Genomic DNA, 18295 nt, shown 5'->3' with positions numbered 1-18295 from the left:
CAACGCACCGTATAATCTCAGGTTCATCAAAGACAAGGTAATGAAATGAAAATTTGTGGTGTTGAACTTAGTGGTAATGACGCGATTGTAAGCCTACTATCACTGTCCGATGGGGTATTCACGATCCCAGACTGCCGAGTAGCTAAAGTATCAATCGGTGATGCAAACGATACTCAAAAAATGAAAGATTTTCAGTTTTCATTCGCTAAGTTGATGCAGGATTATCAAGTCGATCGCGTGGTTATCCGCCAACGTCAGACAAAAGGTAAGTTTGCGGGTGGAGCGGTTGGTTTTAAACTAGAAGCGGCTATCCAACTCATCAATGATCTTCCGGTTGAAGTCATTGCTGCTACTGATATCAAAGAGCGTCTGAAACGTAACCCGCTTGCTGTACCATTTAAAGAAACGGGCCTGAAGCAATATCAAGAGCCAGCATTTCTTGTTGCCTATGCATGCATCATGAACTCAAACGGCTAATCGTTGCGACACATTACCAATGTGTTCTAGCCCTTTGCACAAAAAGGCCGACATTGATACGTCAATGTCGGCCTTTTTTTACTCACTAAATACCTACGTAACACATCAAAATTATTTTGCGCGTAGTTTTAGCAATGTATGCCCCAAACCAATATTGTCCGTTCGATTCACGACTTCTAAGCCGGAAGCATCAACAATTTCTAAGAAATCTTCACTGCGGTAAAACCGGCTGTTGCCATTCGCTAAGCAAGTAAAATACAGCGATGTCGCATTGAGGCTAAAAGACGCAGCATCGTACTTTTGTGCATCCCAAAACAACTCTAATATATACACCGTTGAATCAGGCGCTAATTGCGCACGTACGTTTTTCAAAATGGTCAGGATTTCCATTGGAGAAAAACAATCAAGGAATTGACTCATCCACCACACATCAGCATGAGCAGGCAGGGCTTGTGCTTTATCCAGCATATTCGCTGGAAATGGATGAACACGCTCAGCAAACCCGTTATCCGCGACATTCTTCATTGCCACATTCAACTGTTGTGGCAAATCGACAATCGTCACCTCAACATCGTCGTTATAACCACAACACTGCATGGCCCATTTACCGGTGTTACCACCAATATCAACAATGTGTTTTGGCTCAAGACTAAACACTTCTTTGAGCAAAATAGGGAACGAACGATCCGAATAGAAATGGTCAAATTTAAACCAGCTTTCTTTCGCTTTTTCAGGCAACTGAGACAACCCTTGATAAATGGTCTCCCATTCACCAAGCTCTTTCAAACCAGCCGGTTTGCCTTCTTTGATAGACTCAGTCAAATGCATCATAGCGGCGTAACACACGTCAGCAGTGAAATCCATATTGGCTTGAGTCATGCCATCGTGTAGCAGGAAGAATCCCATATTCGCCAAGGAATAGTTAGGTTTATTCCAAAGGACGATGTGTGCGCTGATCGCCATGTCGAGCAGCACCTTAACACCGTATTCGGAGACGCCCGTCGCGTCAGCAATCTCATCGGCATTCAACCCTACTTCACCGGCTTTATCCAATGCGGATAAAATCCCCAAATCTCGCAGGGTGCGGGCGGCTTGAAAAACAATAGGAGCAAAAGACAACTCCTGAGCGGCTGTTTTTGCTTGAAATGCATTGTATGGATCAATATTTTGTTCAGACACGTAGCAACCTAATTATGGCTATTTAATTGATTATTTTGATGCTGCAATGGCAGTCAATTTCTTTCTTATATCAGTATTCAAATTATTGGTCCAGCGATTGTAATTTCGGTGAATTTCGCCGTTCGATGCTTTCAAGTTATTTGAACTCACGTAAGTAATTGAATAATATTTTGCTGTATAAGGCATTTCAATTTCTGCTTCATGGCCACGCACCAAAATATTAGCATTCAACACACCTTCTTTTGGCTCTGTAACCACCCAACCTCTGTTCGTCGCCGCTTCAGTAATCACCGCTTTCACTTGTGCCGCAGTCAACTCTGTTGTTACTGGTTCATTTTCAAAGTTAAGAATCGGTTGTACTCGCCCACAGCCCACTAAAACTAATGTCATGAAAAATGCTATTGCGAACTTTAGTACCTTCATATTATTTCCTTACGTTTTGGTTTATAAAGCGATATAATTATCCCGTCAGCCTTCTAATAAATCAATGCCTTATGCCCAACCAACATCCATTAATCTCTTTCAATGTTGATCGCTGGTGTGCTAAATCCAGAGGATTACACACGCCACAAGATTGGATTACCTTATCTGTAACGAATCAATGGCCAAAAGAAGGTGACATTGAAGTAAACCATATTCCAGCCATGATGCGCCGCCGAATGAGCTCATTAAGTAAGCTTGCTGTGCAGTGCGCACTTGAGTTAATGAAAGACCAGTCTATTGATTATATTGTTTTTTCTAGCCGACATGGTGAGCTACACCGCAGTTCAGCATTGATTAAAGATATTATCAGTGGTGAAGATGCCTCCCCGATGGCATTTTCTCAATCGGTTCACAATACCGCGGCTGGCCTTGCTACCATCGCGGCCAAGAGACCAATACCGGTGACTTCCATCGCCGCCTCAGAAAACACGTTTAACAGTGCCATTATTGAGGCATGGAGCTATTTAGAAGAACATCCTTATCATCGTGTACTACTGGTTGATTTTGATGAACCCGTCCCTGATGTGTACGCGCAGTTTCAGGAGCAAGAATTTAATGGCTACAGCATCGGCCTTGTGTTGTCTCACGGTAACGATACCTCGTTTTCGATAAAACAAACCACGCGGCCCCCCCATGCTCAACCACAAGCATTGGATTTTCTACAACACTTGTTATCCCAACCGTAATCGGGAGAAGGTCAGAATCAAATGGCAGTGAAACCACTATATCAAAAGGTCAATCAGCTCTGGCGTATTATTGCCACAGGGTTCTGCTTTGGTATTTTTGGCTTCGGAGGACTCATTCTCAGTTTTCTCTTGATTCCTGTCATAATCCGAACGACCTCAGAGGAGGTCACTCGAGAATACCGGGTACAAGCACTGGTGCAGCGTTCATTCCATCTGTTTTGTCGCTTAATGAAGTTCACAGGCGCCATTGACTACAAGATCACAGGCGCAGAGGTTTTACAGCAAGACCGAAATTGTCTCATTGTTGCGAATCACCCCAGTCTTATCGACTATGTATTAATCGCCTCACAACTCAAGCAGTGCGACTGCTTGGTAAAAAGTGCCATTTGGACTAACCCTTTTATGAAACATATTGTCCAAGCCGCCGGGTACATCCCTAATGAAGCGCCCGACGATGTGATGGATTTATGCGAAGAACGTTTTGACCAAGGTAACGTCCTGCTGGTCTTCCCAGAAGGCACACGAACCACGCCAGGTATCGAGCCCAAGCTTCAGCGTGGCGCCGCACAAATCGCCGTTCGAACCCAACGAGATTTGCGGGTCGTCCATATTACGGTCAGCCCAAGCTTCTTAACCAAAGAAAAAATGTGGTACAAAGTCCCGACAATCAAACCCTTTTTCCATATTGAAATAAAGGGTAAGATTGAGGTAAAGCCGTTTGTTGAACAAACACACTCTCCGACTTTAGCCGCCAGACATTTAAACCGTCATTTGGCTGAAGCACTTTTTCCAGAAAATGACCAACAATAAGCAGGATCTTGTGGAAGCATTACAACAGCAAATCAAACAACTCATTATTGATGCCTTAAACTTAGAAGACATCACCGTCGATGATATTGACACCGATGCCCCTCTTTTTGGTGAAGGTCTAGGGCTTGATTCTATCGACGCACTTGAACTCGGCTTAGCGATCAAGAAAACATTCAACATTGTGATTGATGCAGATGATACCAATACTCGCGAGCACTTTGCTTCTGTTGCAAACCTTGCTCGTTACATCTCATCTCAAGCCAGCTAATAGACGACAGATACCAACATGACAGAACTCAACCAACAACAAGTTTTTGAACAAGTAAAAAGCGCTCTAGTGGAGCTTTTTGAGATTGATGAAGCCGACATCCAATTGGACGCGCACCTCTATCAAGACTTAGATCTTGACAGCATTGATGCTGTCGATCTCGTCGTTCACCTTCAAAAAGTTACCGGAAAAAAAATCAAACCTGAAGAGTTTAAAGCCGTGCGAACCGTCAACGACATCGTTGTATCCGTCGCCGAGCTATTGAAAGATAAATAATGCGAGCGTTGCTGACAGCACTGTCTGCACTGGTTATCTTAGCTTACCCGTTTGCGGTTTATTTCGGTGTTGAGAGATTTGGCATTCAAGCGATTAGTGGGGTTCTTGTCAGCGTCTTTGTGATAAGAATCCTCTCAAGTAATAAGGTCAAGCTGAAAGAGTTTAAGCACCTTGCCTGGGTCAGTGGCTTAACCGGTATCACCTTAAGCGTGCTTGGTGTTCTATTCAAACAACACGGGTGGTTAACCTTCTACCCTGTCGTCGTCAACCTTTGTATGCTGACCGTTTTTGCTATTAGCCTCACGCAACCGCAATCCATCATTGAACGTTTTGCTCGCCTTCAGCAACCTTCTTTACCCGAGAGTGCCATTCGTTATACGCGCAATGTTACGAAGGTGTGGTGTGGTTTTTTCGTGATTAATGCGAGCATCGCACTCTATACCTGCTTTCAATCGTTGGAAATCTGGACACTCTATAACGGGTTAATCAGTTACCTAGCCGCAGGAAGCCTGTTCGCTGCAGAGTGGATAATTAGACAATTTGTCCGCGAGGATTAGCCAACCATGTCACATCAACATTCAAAGACCAATCCAGTGAATCAATATTATTCTCTTGCTCGCTTGCTTAGCTCACCAAGAAGCGATGACCAGCTCATTGCTTTTAGCAACAACAAAAACTGGACATGGCATCAATTGCAGCTTGATGTGGCCAATATGCTACGCCAACTCGAACACGTTGAAGCGGAACGCATTGCTCTGTGCACCATCGACAGCTATCACTTTACGGTTGGTTTTCTTGCCATTTGTCACGCGAATAAAACGGTCGTCTTGCCCGGTAATTATCAGCCATCTGCCTTAGCAGAGCTGTCTGCCAACTTTGACTTGCTTATCCATGATGAGGATATCGCGCCACTAAGTGACCAACCTAGCATGACTATTGCCGTCAATACCGCCAAGTCAGGCAACGCGGATACGTTGCGGTTCTGTGCACTCGATTTAGACCGTATCGATGTCATTTTGTTTACATCCGGATCGAGTGGCACACCCAAAGCTATCAATAAAACCCTTTCTCACCTTGATACTGAAGTGGCTATCTTAGAGTCGCTGTGGGGCGAGCGCTTGAAAGATAGCGTCATTGAGAGCACCGTCTCTCACCAACATATCTATGGCCTACTCTTTCGAGTACTTTGGCCACTATGCAGTGGTCGAGCGTTTGCCTGTGATAATCTAGAGTACCCTGAACAGGTGATGAATCATGCCAATGTCAATTGCGTCCTGATCAGTAGTCCAGCGTTGCTCAAACGGCTTCTAACCGCGCCATCACCGGCCTCTATTCGAGCTATATTCTCCTCCGGCGGTCCTTTACCTTACTCGGCGGCTCAGCAGGTGAACCTTTTATTCAACCAACTTCCATTTGAGGTTTTTGGTAGCACCGAAACCGGTGGTATCGCTTATAGACAACAACGTTGTGAAGCAGAATATTGGCAGTTATTTCCCGGCGTCATCGCTGAGTTAAACCCAGAGCAATGTTTGAGGTTGAAGTCACCTCATATTGACCCATTAAGCTGGTATCAAACTGCGGACGCCTGTGTATTACACCACAATGGACTATTTGAACTAAAAGGGCGCACCGACCGTATTGTTAAGATTGAAGAGAAACGCATCTCGTTAGTCGAGGTGGAGAAACGCCTAGAACAGCTCGACTGGATTTGCGAAAGTGCGGTAATCTCGATGCAAGATAAGCAGCGACTCTCACTCAACGCCGCTGTCGTGCTCTCTGAATCGGGCAATAGAAAGCTAACAAAACTCGGCAAAGGCAAGTTTTGGTTGCTACTGCGTTCAGAGTTAAGGCAATGGATAGAGCCGATTGCTGTACCCCGTCGCTTTCGAATCCTCGACGACATTCCCGTTAATAGCCAAGGGAAGCGACAAGTGCGTGATTTAGAGCTGTTGTTTACTGACTCTGGCCAGTAAATATGTGATTCACAGACATGATGGCAATCTCGCAATAACGAGAAACCACCGATTTTACCTTTACCGTTTCACGACCGATGCCGACAAGACGATGACAAAAAGAAAACCGACAATTATACAATCTAGCGTACAATTTGAAGAACAGGCATCGCCTAGCGCTGAGCTGTGTTTGAAAGCCGATGCGGACATCTTGGATTTTCAGGGCCATTTTAGCCACTTTCCACTGCTGCCCGGTGTCACTCAAATCGATTGGGCACTGTACTACGCGGTTGAATTATTGCATGTCCCCAGTACATTCAAAGGAATGGAAGTCATCAAATTTCAAGAGCCTATCCTTCCTGACTCGACGATTACGCTGACTTTGCACTGGAACAGTGGTAATCAGAAGCTGGCTTTTAAATATACGTCAATGAATGGGGATAACCCCGTTGTGCATTCTTCTGGCAAGATGAAACTGGGCGAGCCTCGTGAATAACCCACTGAGTACAAAAATGACGGAACAGCACGGCGATCCACAACACGACACACTCAATGACTCGGTCTCTCATGAGGTAAGCGAGCACTATACCCCGTGTTTTGTCATACCATGCTTTAATCACGGCTCAACCGTCGCAGATGTCGTCAACGCATTAAAGGGGTTCAGTTACCCGGTGCTGATCGTTGATGACGGCAGTGAACAATCCACCAAAGACGCCCTAGCCGTTTTACTGAAAACAGCACACGAGCAAGCTCTATCCAATGATAGCCACTCTGAACTTCACCTGATCACGCTTGAACAAAATCAAGGGAAAGGTGGCGCGGTCATGGCGGGGATTCGTCATGCAAAGGACCTCGGCTTTAGCCACGCGATTCAGATCGACTCCGACGGCCAGCATGATCTTGCCTCGTTACCCGCCCTCATTGCAGCATCACAGCAGCATCCCGACGTATTAATTTCTGGGAAGCCTGTTTACGACGACAGCGTGCCAAAATCACGCTTATATGGCCGATATGCTACTCACATCTGGGTATGGATAGAAACCTTGTCATTCGATATTAAAGACAGCATGTGCGGATTTCGAGCCTATCCGGTCAGCCGCACCGTTGCCGTGTTGAACAAGTATCGTATCGGTTCCCGTATGGATTTCGACATAGAAATTCTGGTTCGGATGTATTGGGAAGGTCACGATATCCAATTTGTGGACACTCGCGTGATCTACCCAGAGGGGGGGATTTCACATTTCGATGCCCTTTGGGATAACGTTAAAATCAGCAAGATGCACACCAAGCTATTCTTTGGCATGCTGCCGCGTATTCCAGCGCTCATTGCTCGTCATTTTAATCCTCATCAGACTGACGCTTCAGCGCACACTGCAACTACTACAACTACCAAGACTGCCAAAGCAACGCACTGGTCCGCTCAAAAAGAACGAGGCACAGTACTTGGTATCAAAACCCTGTTATTTGTTTATCAAATCCTGGGGAGAAAAGCCTTCAATCTTATACTGTCGGTCGTCATTCGTTACTACCATCTCACGAACCGCCGTGCTCGCGACGCTTCCGAACAGTACTTGCAACAACTTGGCACGTTTGCTCAGAATCACAATCTTACGCTGCCCGGCAAACTAGACAGCTATCAGCATCTACTGTCCTTTGGTCACACGATGTTAGATAAGCTTGCTGCGTGGAAAGGCGATTTCTCACTCGACAACCTCACGATTAACGGGCAAGAACAGTTTCAACCACTTATTGATAGTAAACAGGGAGTGTTACTACTAGGTTCACACCTTGGTAATATTGAATTGTGTCGCGCTTTGAGTCGTCGTTACGCTCACATTAAAATTAACGCACTCGTGTTTACTGAACATGCGGAACGGTTCAACTCGGTCATGAAGGCCGTAAACCCAAACTCAGAGTTAAACCTCATTCAGGTTAATAAAATGGGCCCAGATACCGCCATTCTATTGCAGCAAAAAATAGATCAAGGCGAATGGGTCGTGATCGTAGGTGATCGTACATCCACCAGCAAAGAACAGCGTTGTGTATGGGCCGATTTTTTAGATAAGCCCGCCCCTTTTCCACAAGGCCCCTTTATGCTGGCATCCGTACTGAAGGCGCCAGTCTACCTTATGTTTGGTTTTCGAGACGATAGCCAAAAAGTACCCCATTTCAATGTCTATTTTGAACACTTTAGTGACAAAATAGTCTTACCACGTAACACTCGACAAGCCTCACTTCAACACGAAGTACAACGTTACGCTCATCGCTTAGAGCACTACGCCACACAGGCACCGTTACAGTGGTACAACTTTTTCAATTTTTGGACGTTAAGTAAACATCATGACGAAGAACAATAGTATTATTTTTGGTGCTGAGCGCCTCTCCATTGAAGATGTCGTCGCCATTTCTTCTGGTGCCTCTGCAAGCATGAATCGCTCGCCTGACTATGTCGCCAAGATCGACCGAAGCGTGGCATTTTTAGAGCGCCTATTAAAAGAAGAAGGGGTGATTTATGGCGTGACCACCGGATACGGAGACTCTTGTACCGTCGCGATTCCGCCTCACCTTGTTGACGAACTGCCTTTACATCTAACACGTTTCCATGGTTGCGGGCTCGGTGATATCTTAACGCACGAGCAATCACGTGCCGTACTGGCGACCCGCTTGTGTTCTCTGGCACAAGGAATGTCAGGTGTTTCTCACGAGCTACTCAATCAGATTACGACCCTTATTAATCACGATATCGCTCCTCGTATCCCGCAAGAAGGATCCGTGGGTGCTAGCGGCGATTTAACGCCATTGTCCTATTTAGCCGCAACGCTTATCGGCGAGCGAGACGTCCTGTATAAAGGTGAAACCCGCCAAACACTCGATGTGTTTAAAGAATTGGACATTGCGCCGATCACGCTAAAACCCAAAGAAGGCCTTGCCTTAATGAACGGCACATCGGTGATGACCGCGCTTGCTTGTTTGGCGTACAAACGCGCCGAGTATTTAGCCCAGTTATGCACCAAGATTACCGCGATGGTCTCAGTAGGCATTCAAGGCAATGATTTCCATTTTGATGAGGCATTGTTTGCTGTTAAACCACACCCTGGCCAACAACAGATTGCCGCGTGGTTACGAGATGACTTGCAGGCAGAACAGCCACCTCGTAACAGCGACCGATTACAAGACCGATACTCACTTCGTTGCGCTCCTCATGTAATTGGCGTGGTGCAAGATTCACTGCCATGGCTACGTCAGTTGATTGAAAATGAACTCAACAGCGCCAACGACAACCCAATCATTGATGGCGACAACGAAAGAGTACTGCACGGCGGTCATTTTTATGGTGGTCACATCGCGATGGCGATGGATACACTCAAAACCGGTGTCGCCAATCTAGCGGATTTGCTTGATAGACAAATGGCGCAGTTGATGGATTATAAATTCAACAATGGTCTGCCTTATAACCTAACCGGCGCAGAAGGCGACCGTAAGCCTATCAATCATGGCTTCAAAGCGGTACAAATTGGCGTATCGGCGTGGACAGCCGAAGCACTCAAACACACGATGCCAGCGAGTGTATTTTCCCGCTCAACTGAATGCCACAATCAAGATAAAGTCAGCATGGGCACCATTGCTGCCCGTGATTGCCTTCGCGTTTTAGAATTAACCGAGCAGGTTGCCGCAGCTTCTCTGTTAGCTGGGACACAGGCAATTGAGTTAAGAAAACGCCAAAATGAACTTGACGAGCACCACATGAGCGCAAATTTAAAAGCCATTCGTGATTCGGTATTAAGTGAATTCGACATGGTCATTGAGGACCGTCCACTGGAAGCGGATTTACGCCATTTCATGGATAGAATTCTACAGCGCCATTGGTCACTGTACTAACCTTACCGCTTTAATGATGCTTGGCATTAGGAGAGACAATGACTGAGATAACACATTCGCTGACTTGTGAGGTGACACTTGTCACCTCATTTCAAGACGCGGACCCGATGGGCGTGATTTATCACGGTAACTTCTTTCGTTTTTTCGAAGAAGCTCGCCGTGTCTTAATGGAAAAAATTCAGTACGGCTATCGAGCGATGCAAGCATCGGGCTACGCATGGCCAATCATCGACACACGCGTAAAATACGTCAAAATGATCCCCTTCAACCACGCTATTCGTGTCACGGCCACACTGACTGAATGGGAAAACCGCCTACGCGTTGACTACGTTATCTACGATGCCAATTCAGGTACTCGAATGTGCAAAGCCCATACCACACAGGTTGCCGTATCGATTGAAAGCGAAGAGATGTGTTTTGCTTCGCCACGTGTCTTCATCGAAAAAGTCGATCATTGGCACCAACATGGAAGGCTCAACAATGACGATTAATTCACGCTCTTTGTCTCTGTCGAGTACACCAAACCACCTCGTTTGGCGTTTCACTATGTTCCGTTTGTTGTTTTTATTCGTACCATTGTTCTTATTCACGCCCGTGTCTTTTGCTCAAGTAAACAACCTTGCTGATTTACAAGCCCAGCTAGCAAGCCATGACCTGGTTCGGGGTGACTTTACACAACAGCGTCATATCGAGATGTTTGAGCAACCACTGGTTTCATCCGGACAATTTACCTTAGACAAAGGTAATGGCTTACTGTGGCATCAGCACGTTCCGTTTTCCGTCCAATTGGTGCTCACTAATGACAAGCTGCGCCAAACCTTTGCTGAACAACCGCCACAAATCATTACTGCGAAAGAAAATCCAATGGCGTTCTATTTTAGTCATATTTTCCTGGCGGTTTTTCACGGTGATACCGAGCAATTAAAGCAACAATTTGACTTAGCGTTTTCGGTAGAAAGTGGCCAGTGGTCTCTCGTATTAACACCTCTAGCCGCGCCATTAAAATCGGTGTTTACTAGCATCACAATACGAGGCAAAAATGACCTTGAAAGCCTCACATTACAAGAAATTCGCGGTGACAAGACCGATATTATTTTTAGCAATCAACGCTATCAACCAAAGAGCCTAACGGATGCTGAACAAGCGCAGTTCCAGTTCTAAACCGTCCAACACGGTGTTATTAAATACCGCCCGCAGTTACCAACTTGCGGGTTTGTGGCTAGCCGTCGTTTTATTTGCTATCGCTTTGCTCATCAAACAATGGGCACTGAGCCCGATCTCGCCGATAGAAACTGACATCCTTAAACTACTGCCAGTCAACAAACAAAATCCTGTAGCGGAAAGTGCCTTTAATAAAGTCACGGCGAGCATGAGCGATAAGGTTGTCTTCGTTCTTTCCGCCGAACGCCCCACTCAAGGCGGTAGTCATTCCGATACAAGTGCAAATGCAAATGCAAATAGTGTCGAACTCCATAATACCGAGCCAAACCAAGCACGATTATATGACGCTGCACAGACGTTTTCAGCGCAGTTAACCCGCAGTGGCTATTTTGCGACGGTGACCGCTAAGATTGAAGATACCCAGCAGCAACAGTGGGCTCAATATTATTTTCAACACCGCTTCCAGCAGCTCACAGACAAACAACGCCAACGGTTGAAAACGCATCCAGAGCAACAAACTCAGCACGTTGTACAGTCGGTTTATAACCCTTTTTCTGGTGTCTCTGGGCAAGAGCTGACTCATGATCCCTTTTTGCTTTTTCGTGATTATTTAAGCCAGTTAAGTCAATCCACCTCAGCGTTCAAGTTGACCAATGGCTACCTCACCACTCATGATCAAGGCCGTGATTACCTGCTCATTACCGCCGAGCTTAATGACTCGCCCTACAGCTTAGCGGCGCAGCAAGCAGTGCCTCTTATTGAACAGTGGCAGGCGAACATCACACAGCATTATCAGGTAAACATCGACCATACTGGCGTTCTGTTTTATGCAGACTTTGGTACCAGAAGTGCGAAATCTGAAATCAGCACCATTGGGGTATTTTCCTTGCTGGGTGTTATTTTACTGATTGCAGTAGTGTTCCGCAGCCTCACCCCGCTTGTACTTGCGCTACTCTCCGTCTCTGTCGGGTTGTTAGTCGCGATGGCCGCAACCACCTTCATTTTTGGTCAGGTACATTTATTCAGTCTGGTTTTTGGCGCAAGTCTTATTGGTGTCTCCATTGACTATGCTTTTCACTACCTGACAGACCGGCTTGCGGCGGGTAAACAATGGAACAGCCTATCCGGTCTAAAACATATCTTTGTGGCTATTACTCTTGGGTTAGTGACCAGCTTAATTGGCTACTTAGGCCTACTGATCGCTCCTTTCCCCGGTTTACAACAACTTGCCTTGTTCTCCGCGATCGGTCTCACCTCAGCCTACGCAACCGTGGTTGCTTGGTATCCTATTTTGGCCAAAACAGCCAGTCGGCCTCGTCCGCTGCCTGGACGTACATTAAGCCATCATTGGTTAAACCTTTGGCACAACAAAGCACTGTCGTGGGGCTTACCCGCCGTGATTTTGCTGCTCAGTGCGATCGCCATGACACACGTTCGCTACAACGACGACATTCATCAACTACAAGCAATGCCCGCTGACTTAAAACAACAAGAAGCGAAGATTGCGTCACTCACGGGGATACAAGCGTCACAACAAATGCTCGTGGTAACCGCAGATAACAACGAAACGTTGCTGCAATCTCTGGAATCACTTTCAACGACACTGGATACTTGGCAACAAGCGAAGGTCATCAGCGGCTATCAAAGCTTGCAGCAGTATTTGCCGTCTCAACAACGCCAAGCTGAAGATTTTGCCCTTATTCAGTCTTTGTACCAAAACCAAGGCAACGCATTGTCCAAGGCGCTCAAACTCAATACACCACCAACAATAGAGGCGAAACCGACTCTTATCACCTTACCAGACTATCTAAAGCAGCCCGTTTCCGAGCCAGTAAGCTTCCTTTATCTGGGAGAAATTGAGGGGCAAACCGCATCAGTTATCCTTCTCAAAGACGTGTCTGACAGTGGCGTTATTAAAGATTTCGCCCAACAACACGATAACCTAACGTACCTCAACAAGGCAGAAGAGGTTTCCCAGTTGTTTGCTCAGTATCGAATTAAGATAATGGAGTTATTGGCCATTGCAACGCTAGCCATTGCCATTGTCTTGATCTGGAGGTATGGCATACAACACAGTGCTCGTATCCTGTTACCATCACTTATTGCTTGTCTTGCAGGCCTTGCCGTCACAGGGATGACCGGCAGTGAACTCAACCTGTTTAATCTCCTAGCACTGGTATTAATTATTGGTATTGGCATTGATTACACTCTGTTTTTTGCCGAGCAACAGCGATGTCAAAGTACCTTGCTAGCGATCACGCTGTCAGCCATCACGACCCTGCTATCTTTTGGCCTGTTATCTCTTAGTGATACCCATGCCATCCACAGTTTCGGTCTCACCGTACTCACGGGTATTTTTGTCGCGTGGTTATTATCCCCTATGGCTATTGATGCCCCAACCGGGCACCAACACGATTCAAAGGATCAGCAATGACACTCACAAGATGCCCCCTTAACTCAAGATCGTCGTGCCTTGTCAATATCGCAACGTCAATGACGGTGTTTCGCCGGACAGTATGTCGATGGCTGGCCATCGCGTTACCACTTTTCGTCCTTTCTGGGTGCGCATTAAAACCGCAGCAAGCCTCTACTCAAGTGGAGGTAAAGCCCAACACCATGGTTAACCTACCTGCACCGGCTGATTTAGGGTATCAGCTGACTGCCAGTCAGTTGATTACGGCGACATGGCATGGCAAAGACGGCAATGAGTCATCTCAGCTACCCGTCCAGTTGCAAGTCGACAACTCAAAGGTCGTACTGGCTGGTTTTTCTTCTTGGGGCACACGTATTATGTCGCTCACCTACCAAGATGATGAAATACAAGCCAATGTTCTGAATGGACTCGAGAATACCTTGCCAGCACCCGAACAGATTTTATTTAATCTGATGGTCACCTTATGGCCCCTAAATGCTTGGGAAGCCTCATTAAATAAGATAAAGTGGCACATTACTGATTCAGAACGTCAGCGCCTGATCACCGATGAAACTGGGGCAACGGTTATTATCATTAACTATGATAATGACGATCCCCTACAAGGTACGATCCGCTTTACGCACCAACAGCTGGGTTACTCCATCGTCATCGACACCCTTAATTTTCAACTCAATAACGAAAACAATTAGGCATGAAACAAACCAACCCTCAAATCCCATTGTTTATCCATGATTGTGGCTTTCACTCATCGCTAGGCAAGACCTCTGAAAGCATTCATCGAAGCTTGTCTTTGGGCCGCTGTGAACACATGGTGCATGAAGACGGATTACTAAATAACGGTAAACCAACCGTTGTCGGGCGCGTCACGGAATCACTGCCTTCACTACCACAATCTTTGGTTGCATTCGATTCAAGAAACAATCGCCTCGCCCTTTCTGCTCTGCAGCAGATAGAACCGTCTATTCACGACGCAATACGTCGCTATGGATCAGATCGCCTGGCGGTCATTATCGGTACTAGTACTTCAGGTATCTCAGACGGTGAAACCGCGTATGCACACAAATTGGCGACCGGTCAGTTCCCCAATGATTTCCACTATTCAAAACAAGAGTTGGGCAACACGAGCGACTTCATTCGTCAATATTTTGGTATTAACGGGCCAAGCTATTCCATCTCGACGGCATGCTCATCCAGCGGTCGAGTCTTTATCAGCGCTAAACGCCTACTCAAAGCAGGCGTTGTTGATGCCGTTCTTGTCGGTGGCGTTGATACTATTTGCGCCCTCACTCTCAATGGCTTTAATAGCTTAGAAGCGCTATCCAACACGCTTTGTCGTCCGTTTGATGAACACCGAAATGGCATCAACATTGGTGAATCCGCCGCTTTCATGTTGCTTAGTAAAAAGGCACCGGCCAACGATGACAACCCCATCGCTTTGCTCGGCGCCGGTGACAGTTCCGATGCCCATCATATTTCCGCGCCACACCCTGAGGGAGAGGGTGCCGCTCAAGCCATGGAAAAAGCTCTGAATGACGCAGGACTGCAACCTGAAGACATTGGTTATATCAACGCCCATGGCACCGCTACGCCATTAAATGACCGTATGGAAAGTAAAGCCATCAGCCGTGTATTCCGCCAATCGGTGCCCGTGAGCTCAACTAAACCGCTAACCGGTCATACATTAGGGGCAGCTAGCGCGACCGAAGCGGCTATTGCCTGGCATATACTCAAGCATGACTTGGTGTTACCCGCGCAACATTGCCAAAGTAAAGCCCCAGACATCGAGGTTACCCTGGTCGAAAACAAGACTAAGCTCAATGGTAAAGCCATTTTGAGTAACTCCTTTGCATTTGGTGGCAATAATATCAGCCTTATTTTTGGAACAGTACATGACTAGCTATCCCCCTATAGAGCAGCTTCTTCCTCATGATGCCCCAATGGTTTTGGTGGATCGAGTTGTTGATATTCAAGCCGAGTCCGTTCATTGCCAAGTTGATATTGGTGATCACCATTTATTTTTTGATCCAAAGACACAATCAACACCTGCTTACGTAGGCATTGAATTTATGGCGCAATCTGTTGCGGCGTGGTCTGGGTTTCATGCTCAACAAAAAGGCGAAGCGCCACCCATTGGCTTTTTGCTTGGTAGCCGCCGATATCAGGTAGAGTGTGATGCGTTTCAACAAGGGCAAACTCTCGACATCTACGCGGAAAAAGTAATAGAAGACAATGGCATGGCCGTTTTTTCGGCGCGGCTTGAACGTAATGGGACACAGATTGGCTCTTGCCAACTCAACGTTTATGTCCCCTCTCACGAAAAACTAAAAGAAATGAAAAATAGGAATCCTCAATGAGTCGACAAGTATTAGTGACGGGTGCCAGCAAAGGTATCGGTCAAGCTATCGCTATCCAATTAGCCAGTGATGGATTCACCATCGCCGTCCACTACATGGGCGATGAGGCAGGGGCTCAACAGACACTGGCGACCATTGAAGCAAACGGTGGCTCCGGCCGCTTGATTCAATTTGACATCAGTAACCGAGCGCAATGCCGTGAACGACTCGAAGCCGACATTGAGTCGCATGGTGCCTACTACGGTGTCGTCAACAATGCCGGCATCACCAGAGACACTGCCTTTCCTGCCATGACAGAAGAAGAATGGGACGGCGTTATTCATACCAATCTCGACAGTTTTTACAACGTGCTGCACCCTTGCGTAATGCCCATGGTTCAAAAGCGCAAAGGCGGACGTATCGTTACCCTTGCATCGGTCTCCGGCATTATGGGCAATCGCGGTCAAACCAACTATAGCGCTGCCAAAGCAGGCGTAATTGGTGCAACAAAATCGCTCGCCCTTGAACTCGCAAAACGAAAAATCACCGTAAACTGCGTCGCACCTGGGTTGATTGATACGGGTATGGTAGACGAGCATGTAAAAGAACATGCCATGCCACAAATTCCATTACGCCGCATGGGTGAGCCTGAAGAAGTGGCAGGATTGGTGAGCTATCTAATGTCAGATATCGCTTCGTATGTTACGCGCCAAGTTATTTCAGTCAATGGAGGCTTAGTATGAACCGTCGAGTAGTAGTCACGGGGATGTCTGGTGTCACCGCATTTGGTAATGACTGGGGATCTATTGAACCAAAATTGCGCGCATGCGAAAACGCAACACAGTACATGGCCTCTTATGAACAATATGACGGCCTAAATACCAAGCTCGCTGCACCTATCGATCACTTTGAATTGCCTAAGCACTACAAGCGTAAGCAAGTCAGAGGTATGGGGCGAGTATCAAAGCTTGCCACGGTTGCCACAGAAAATGCCCTGAGCCAATCCGGTTTGCTCGGCAACGAGATATTGACCAACGGACAAACCGGCATTGCTTATGGCTCTTCAACAGGCAGTACCGACGCGATTGGTGCCTTTGGCGTCATGCTAAACGAAAAAAGCACGAAGGCCATCACTGCAACAACGTATGTGCAAATGATGCCCCACACCACCGCCGTTAATGTTGGGTTGTTTTTTGGTCTAAGAGGCCGTGTCATCCCAACCAGCAGCGCGTGCACCTCGGGAAGCCAAGCGATTGGTTACGCCTTTGAAGCCATCAAACATGGCTATCAAACCGTCATGGTCGCGGGGGGTGGTGAAGAGCTTTGCCCAACGGAGTCAGCGGTATTTGATACGCTGTTTGCCACCAGCTTAAAAAACGACGCGCCCAAATCAACGCCAAGCCCTTATGACGCAAGCCGTGATGGCCTTGTTATTGGTGAAGGTGCCGGTACTTTAGTGCTGGAAGAGTACGAGCATGCGATGGCACGTGGTGCGACCATCTATGCAGAAGTCATCGGCTTTGCTAGTAACTGTGACGCTGCCCATGTGACCCAACCACAGATGGAAACCATGCAGATTTGTATGGAGATGGCATTGCAAAATGCGGCGCTGTCTGCTGATAAGATTGATTATGTCTCAGCCCACGGTACCGCGACTGAGCGTGGTGATATTGCAGAAAGCAATGCGACTGCCAATGTGTTTGGCAAGGTGCCTATCAGCTCTTTGAAGAGCTACTTTGGTCATACACTTGGTGCTTGTGGTGCCATTGAGGCATGGCTAGGGCTAGAGATGATGCATACCGGTTGGTTCAACCCCACGCTTAATCTCAATCAACTGGACAGCCAATGCGGTGACCTAGATTACATTACTGGCACAGGCCGTGAAATGGACGCTCAGTACGTTATGAGTAACAACTTTGCCTTTGGTGGCATCAACACGTCCATCATCTTCAAAAAAATCTGACATATTGCCAATCCTACGACTGGCGACCTACCCGTCGCCAGTTTATGGCGACCAGAAAAACCTTATTCAGCCACATCAACCCAAACGGCTCCCTTCAATCAAAATGAGGCCGTTATCCAAATGAAAACGAGCAGTCCCTCTGCAAAAACCTAAACAGCTAATCATCCGCGCCGCATTTTGCACACTCAGAATAAGTACGATCGCCTTCATTGATCACAACATAACTGGTGACGCACTTTTCACAGAGTACTAGCTTAGGATAGGCTTTTTTTGCCTGCTTATCGCCTTCAACGGTGTAATATTTTCTCATTTTCCCTCTAACGCTCAGTGGTATTTAACCCCAGAGTATACAAGCTTAAGGGCATGATCAACGCTCAGTATTAATCGCCCGTGA

General features: G+C 46.8%; 21 protein-coding genes. 18 read left to right on the top strand and 3 right to left on the bottom strand.

Going from position 1 to position 18295, the window contains the following annotated elements; translation table 11 throughout:
* Positions 1-45: 45 nt before the first annotated feature.
* A complete protein-coding gene (locus ACE1OE_RS04125) occupies positions 46-477 on the top strand; it encodes a DUF3010 family protein (RefSeq protein ID WP_102471750.1) in 432 nt (143 codons plus the stop codon).
* A 111-nt stretch (positions 478-588) separates the two neighbouring features.
* Here ACE1OE_RS04125 and ACE1OE_RS04120 read toward each other — a convergent pair whose 3' ends face one another.
* Together ACE1OE_RS04120 and ACE1OE_RS04115 are read right to left on the bottom strand one after the other, a co-directional pair.
* Positions 589-1656 (bottom strand): methyltransferase, encoded by a 1068-nt coding sequence (locus tag ACE1OE_RS04120; protein WP_372060619.1) that lies wholly within the window; start codon positions 1654-1656, stop codon positions 589-591.
* Between the two features lie 30 nt (positions 1657-1686).
* Positions 1687-2079 carry a hypothetical protein gene (locus ACE1OE_RS04115; RefSeq protein WP_102471752.1) on the bottom strand — a complete coding sequence of 131 codons (393 nt, stop codon included), beginning with the start codon at positions 2077-2079 and terminating at the stop codon, positions 1687-1689.
* A gap of 71 nt (positions 2080-2150) precedes the next feature.
* Between ACE1OE_RS04115 and ACE1OE_RS04110 the strand changes: the two genes are divergently transcribed.
* From ACE1OE_RS04110 to ACE1OE_RS04030, 17 genes are all read left to right on the top strand, one after another.
* Positions 2151-2825: a beta-ketoacyl synthase chain length factor gene (locus tag ACE1OE_RS04110; RefSeq protein ID WP_449210246.1), complete on the top strand. Its 675-nt coding sequence runs from the start codon at positions 2151-2153 to the stop codon at positions 2823-2825.
* A 21-nt stretch (positions 2826-2846) separates the two neighbouring features.
* The gene (locus ACE1OE_RS04105; protein ID WP_449210245.1) at positions 2847-3635 is read left to right on the top strand and encodes a lysophospholipid acyltransferase family protein; all 789 of its coding nucleotides are present in this window, start codon (positions 2847-2849) and stop codon (positions 3633-3635) included.
* Positions 3622-3903 (top strand): phosphopantetheine-binding protein, encoded by a 282-nt coding sequence (locus ACE1OE_RS04100; protein WP_102471755.1) that lies wholly within the window; start codon positions 3622-3624, stop codon positions 3901-3903. The genes ACE1OE_RS04105 and ACE1OE_RS04100 overlap by 14 nt, the downstream gene beginning before the upstream one ends.
* Positions 3904-3921: 18 nt before the next feature.
* On the top strand, positions 3922-4179 hold the full coding sequence (locus ACE1OE_RS04095; RefSeq protein WP_102471756.1) for an acyl carrier protein: 258 nt from the start codon (positions 3922-3924) through the stop codon (positions 4177-4179).
* Complete coding sequence (locus ACE1OE_RS04090) at positions 4179-4736, top strand: hypothetical protein (protein WP_449210244.1); 558 nt, start codon at positions 4179-4181, stop codon at positions 4734-4736. The genes ACE1OE_RS04095 and ACE1OE_RS04090 overlap by 1 nt, the downstream gene beginning before the upstream one ends.
* 6 nt (positions 4737-4742) lie before the next feature.
* A complete protein-coding gene (locus ACE1OE_RS04085; protein ID WP_449210243.1) occupies positions 4743-6152 on the top strand; it encodes an AMP-binding protein in 1410 nt (469 codons plus the stop codon).
* Between the two features lie 91 nt (positions 6153-6243).
* Positions 6244-6627, top strand: a complete 384-nt coding sequence (locus tag ACE1OE_RS04080) for an ApeI family dehydratase (protein ID WP_449210242.1) — start codon at positions 6244-6246, stop codon at positions 6625-6627.
* Positions 6628-6643: 16 nt separating this feature from the next.
* Positions 6644-8488 (top strand): glycosyltransferase family 2 protein, encoded by a 1845-nt coding sequence (locus tag ACE1OE_RS04075; RefSeq protein WP_449210480.1) that lies wholly within the window; start codon positions 6644-6646, stop codon positions 8486-8488.
* A complete protein-coding gene (locus ACE1OE_RS04070) occupies positions 8472-10010 on the top strand; it encodes an HAL/PAL/TAL family ammonia-lyase (RefSeq protein WP_449210241.1) in 1539 nt (512 codons plus the stop codon). Before ACE1OE_RS04075 ends, ACE1OE_RS04070 begins: the two co-directional genes overlap by 17 nt.
* Positions 10011-10048: 38 nt before the next feature.
* A complete protein-coding gene (locus ACE1OE_RS04065) occupies positions 10049-10501 on the top strand; it encodes an acyl-CoA thioesterase (protein WP_449210240.1) in 453 nt (150 codons plus the stop codon).
* Positions 10502-10556: 55 nt separating this feature from the next.
* Positions 10557-11171: an outer membrane lipoprotein carrier protein LolA gene (locus ACE1OE_RS04060; protein WP_449210479.1), complete on the top strand. Its 615-nt coding sequence runs from the start codon at positions 10557-10559 to the stop codon at positions 11169-11171.
* Positions 11143-13605 carry an MMPL family transporter gene (locus ACE1OE_RS04055; RefSeq protein ID WP_449210239.1) on the top strand — a complete coding sequence of 821 codons (2463 nt, stop codon included), beginning with the start codon at positions 11143-11145 and terminating at the stop codon, positions 13603-13605. Before ACE1OE_RS04060 ends, ACE1OE_RS04055 begins: the two co-directional genes overlap by 29 nt.
* A gap of 59 nt (positions 13606-13664) precedes the next feature.
* Positions 13665-14294, top strand: a complete 630-nt coding sequence (locus ACE1OE_RS04050) for a DUF3261 domain-containing protein (RefSeq protein WP_449210478.1) — start codon at positions 13665-13667, stop codon at positions 14292-14294.
* Between the two features lie 2 nt (positions 14295-14296).
* On the top strand, positions 14297-15502 hold the full coding sequence (locus tag ACE1OE_RS04045; protein WP_449210238.1) for a beta-ketoacyl-[acyl-carrier-protein] synthase family protein: 1206 nt from the start codon (positions 14297-14299) through the stop codon (positions 15500-15502).
* Entirely contained in the window at positions 15495-15959 is a 465-nt protein-coding gene (locus ACE1OE_RS04040) for a hotdog family protein (protein ID WP_372060631.1), read from the top strand. The genes ACE1OE_RS04045 and ACE1OE_RS04040 overlap by 8 nt, the downstream gene beginning before the upstream one ends.
* Positions 15956-16681: a 3-ketoacyl-ACP reductase FabG2 gene (locus tag ACE1OE_RS04035; RefSeq protein ID WP_102471764.1), complete on the top strand. Its 726-nt coding sequence runs from the start codon at positions 15956-15958 to the stop codon at positions 16679-16681. Before ACE1OE_RS04040 ends, ACE1OE_RS04035 begins: the two co-directional genes overlap by 4 nt.
* Positions 16678-17901, top strand: a complete 1224-nt coding sequence (locus tag ACE1OE_RS04030) for a beta-ketoacyl-ACP synthase (RefSeq protein ID WP_102471765.1) — start codon at positions 16678-16680, stop codon at positions 17899-17901. Before ACE1OE_RS04035 ends, ACE1OE_RS04030 begins: the two co-directional genes overlap by 4 nt.
* A gap of 157 nt (positions 17902-18058) precedes the next feature.
* Here ACE1OE_RS04030 and ACE1OE_RS04025 read toward each other — a convergent pair whose 3' ends face one another.
* Positions 18059-18211, bottom strand: a complete 153-nt coding sequence (locus ACE1OE_RS04025; protein ID WP_449210237.1) for a hypothetical protein — start codon at positions 18209-18211, stop codon at positions 18059-18061.
* Between the last annotated feature and the right edge of the window lie 84 nt (positions 18212-18295).

The sequence above is a fragment of the Vibrio sp. E150_011 genome (assembly GCF_053544015.1).
The sequence above is the reverse complement of the archived record's forward strand: the minus strand, read 5'-3'. Positions and strand labels throughout refer to the sequence as shown.

Coding starts and splice junctions, on each gene's coding strand:
- ACE1OE_RS04070 (WP_449210241.1), top strand. CDS start 8,472: ATGACGAAGAACAATAGTATTATTTTTGGTGCTGAGCGCCTCTCCATT.
- ACE1OE_RS04085 (WP_449210243.1), top strand. CDS start 4,743: ATGTCACATCAACATTCAAAGACCAATCCAGTGAATCAATATTATTCT.
- ACE1OE_RS04090 (WP_449210244.1), top strand. CDS start 4,179: ATGCGAGCGTTGCTGACAGCACTGTCTGCACTGGTTATCTTAGCTTAC.
- ACE1OE_RS04050 (WP_449210478.1), top strand. CDS start 13,665: ATGACGGTGTTTCGCCGGACAGTATGTCGATGGCTGGCCATCGCGTTA.
- ACE1OE_RS04030 (WP_102471765.1), top strand. CDS start 16,678: ATGAACCGTCGAGTAGTAGTCACGGGGATGTCTGGTGTCACCGCATTT.
- ACE1OE_RS04055 (WP_449210239.1), top strand. CDS start 11,143: ATGCTGAACAAGCGCAGTTCCAGTTCTAAACCGTCCAACACGGTGTTA.
- ACE1OE_RS04125 (WP_102471750.1), top strand. CDS start 46: ATGAAAATTTGTGGTGTTGAACTTAGTGGTAATGACGCGATTGTAAGC.
- ACE1OE_RS04060 (WP_449210479.1), top strand. CDS start 10,557: ATGTTCCGTTTGTTGTTTTTATTCGTACCATTGTTCTTATTCACGCCC.
- ACE1OE_RS04110 (WP_449210246.1), top strand. CDS start 2,151: ATGCCCAACCAACATCCATTAATCTCTTTCAATGTTGATCGCTGGTGT.
- ACE1OE_RS04115 (WP_102471752.1), bottom strand. CDS start 2,079: ATGAAGGTACTAAAGTTCGCAATAGCATTTTTCATGACATTAGTTTTA.
- ACE1OE_RS04065 (WP_449210240.1), top strand. CDS start 10,049: ATGACTGAGATAACACATTCGCTGACTTGTGAGGTGACACTTGTCACC.
- ACE1OE_RS04075 (WP_449210480.1), top strand. CDS start 6,644: ATGACGGAACAGCACGGCGATCCACAACACGACACACTCAATGACTCG.
- ACE1OE_RS04100 (WP_102471755.1), top strand. CDS start 3,622: ATGACCAACAATAAGCAGGATCTTGTGGAAGCATTACAACAGCAAATC.
- ACE1OE_RS04040 (WP_372060631.1), top strand. CDS start 15,495: ATGACTAGCTATCCCCCTATAGAGCAGCTTCTTCCTCATGATGCCCCA.
- ACE1OE_RS04025 (WP_449210237.1), bottom strand. CDS start 18,211: ATGAGAAAATATTACACCGTTGAAGGCGATAAGCAGGCAAAAAAAGCC.
- ACE1OE_RS04105 (WP_449210245.1), top strand. CDS start 2,847: ATGGCAGTGAAACCACTATATCAAAAGGTCAATCAGCTCTGGCGTATT.
- ACE1OE_RS04035 (WP_102471764.1), top strand. CDS start 15,956: ATGAGTCGACAAGTATTAGTGACGGGTGCCAGCAAAGGTATCGGTCAA.
- ACE1OE_RS04045 (WP_449210238.1), top strand. CDS start 14,297: ATGAAACAAACCAACCCTCAAATCCCATTGTTTATCCATGATTGTGGC.
- ACE1OE_RS04080 (WP_449210242.1), top strand. CDS start 6,244: ATGACAAAAAGAAAACCGACAATTATACAATCTAGCGTACAATTTGAA.
- ACE1OE_RS04095 (WP_102471756.1), top strand. CDS start 3,922: ATGACAGAACTCAACCAACAACAAGTTTTTGAACAAGTAAAAAGCGCT.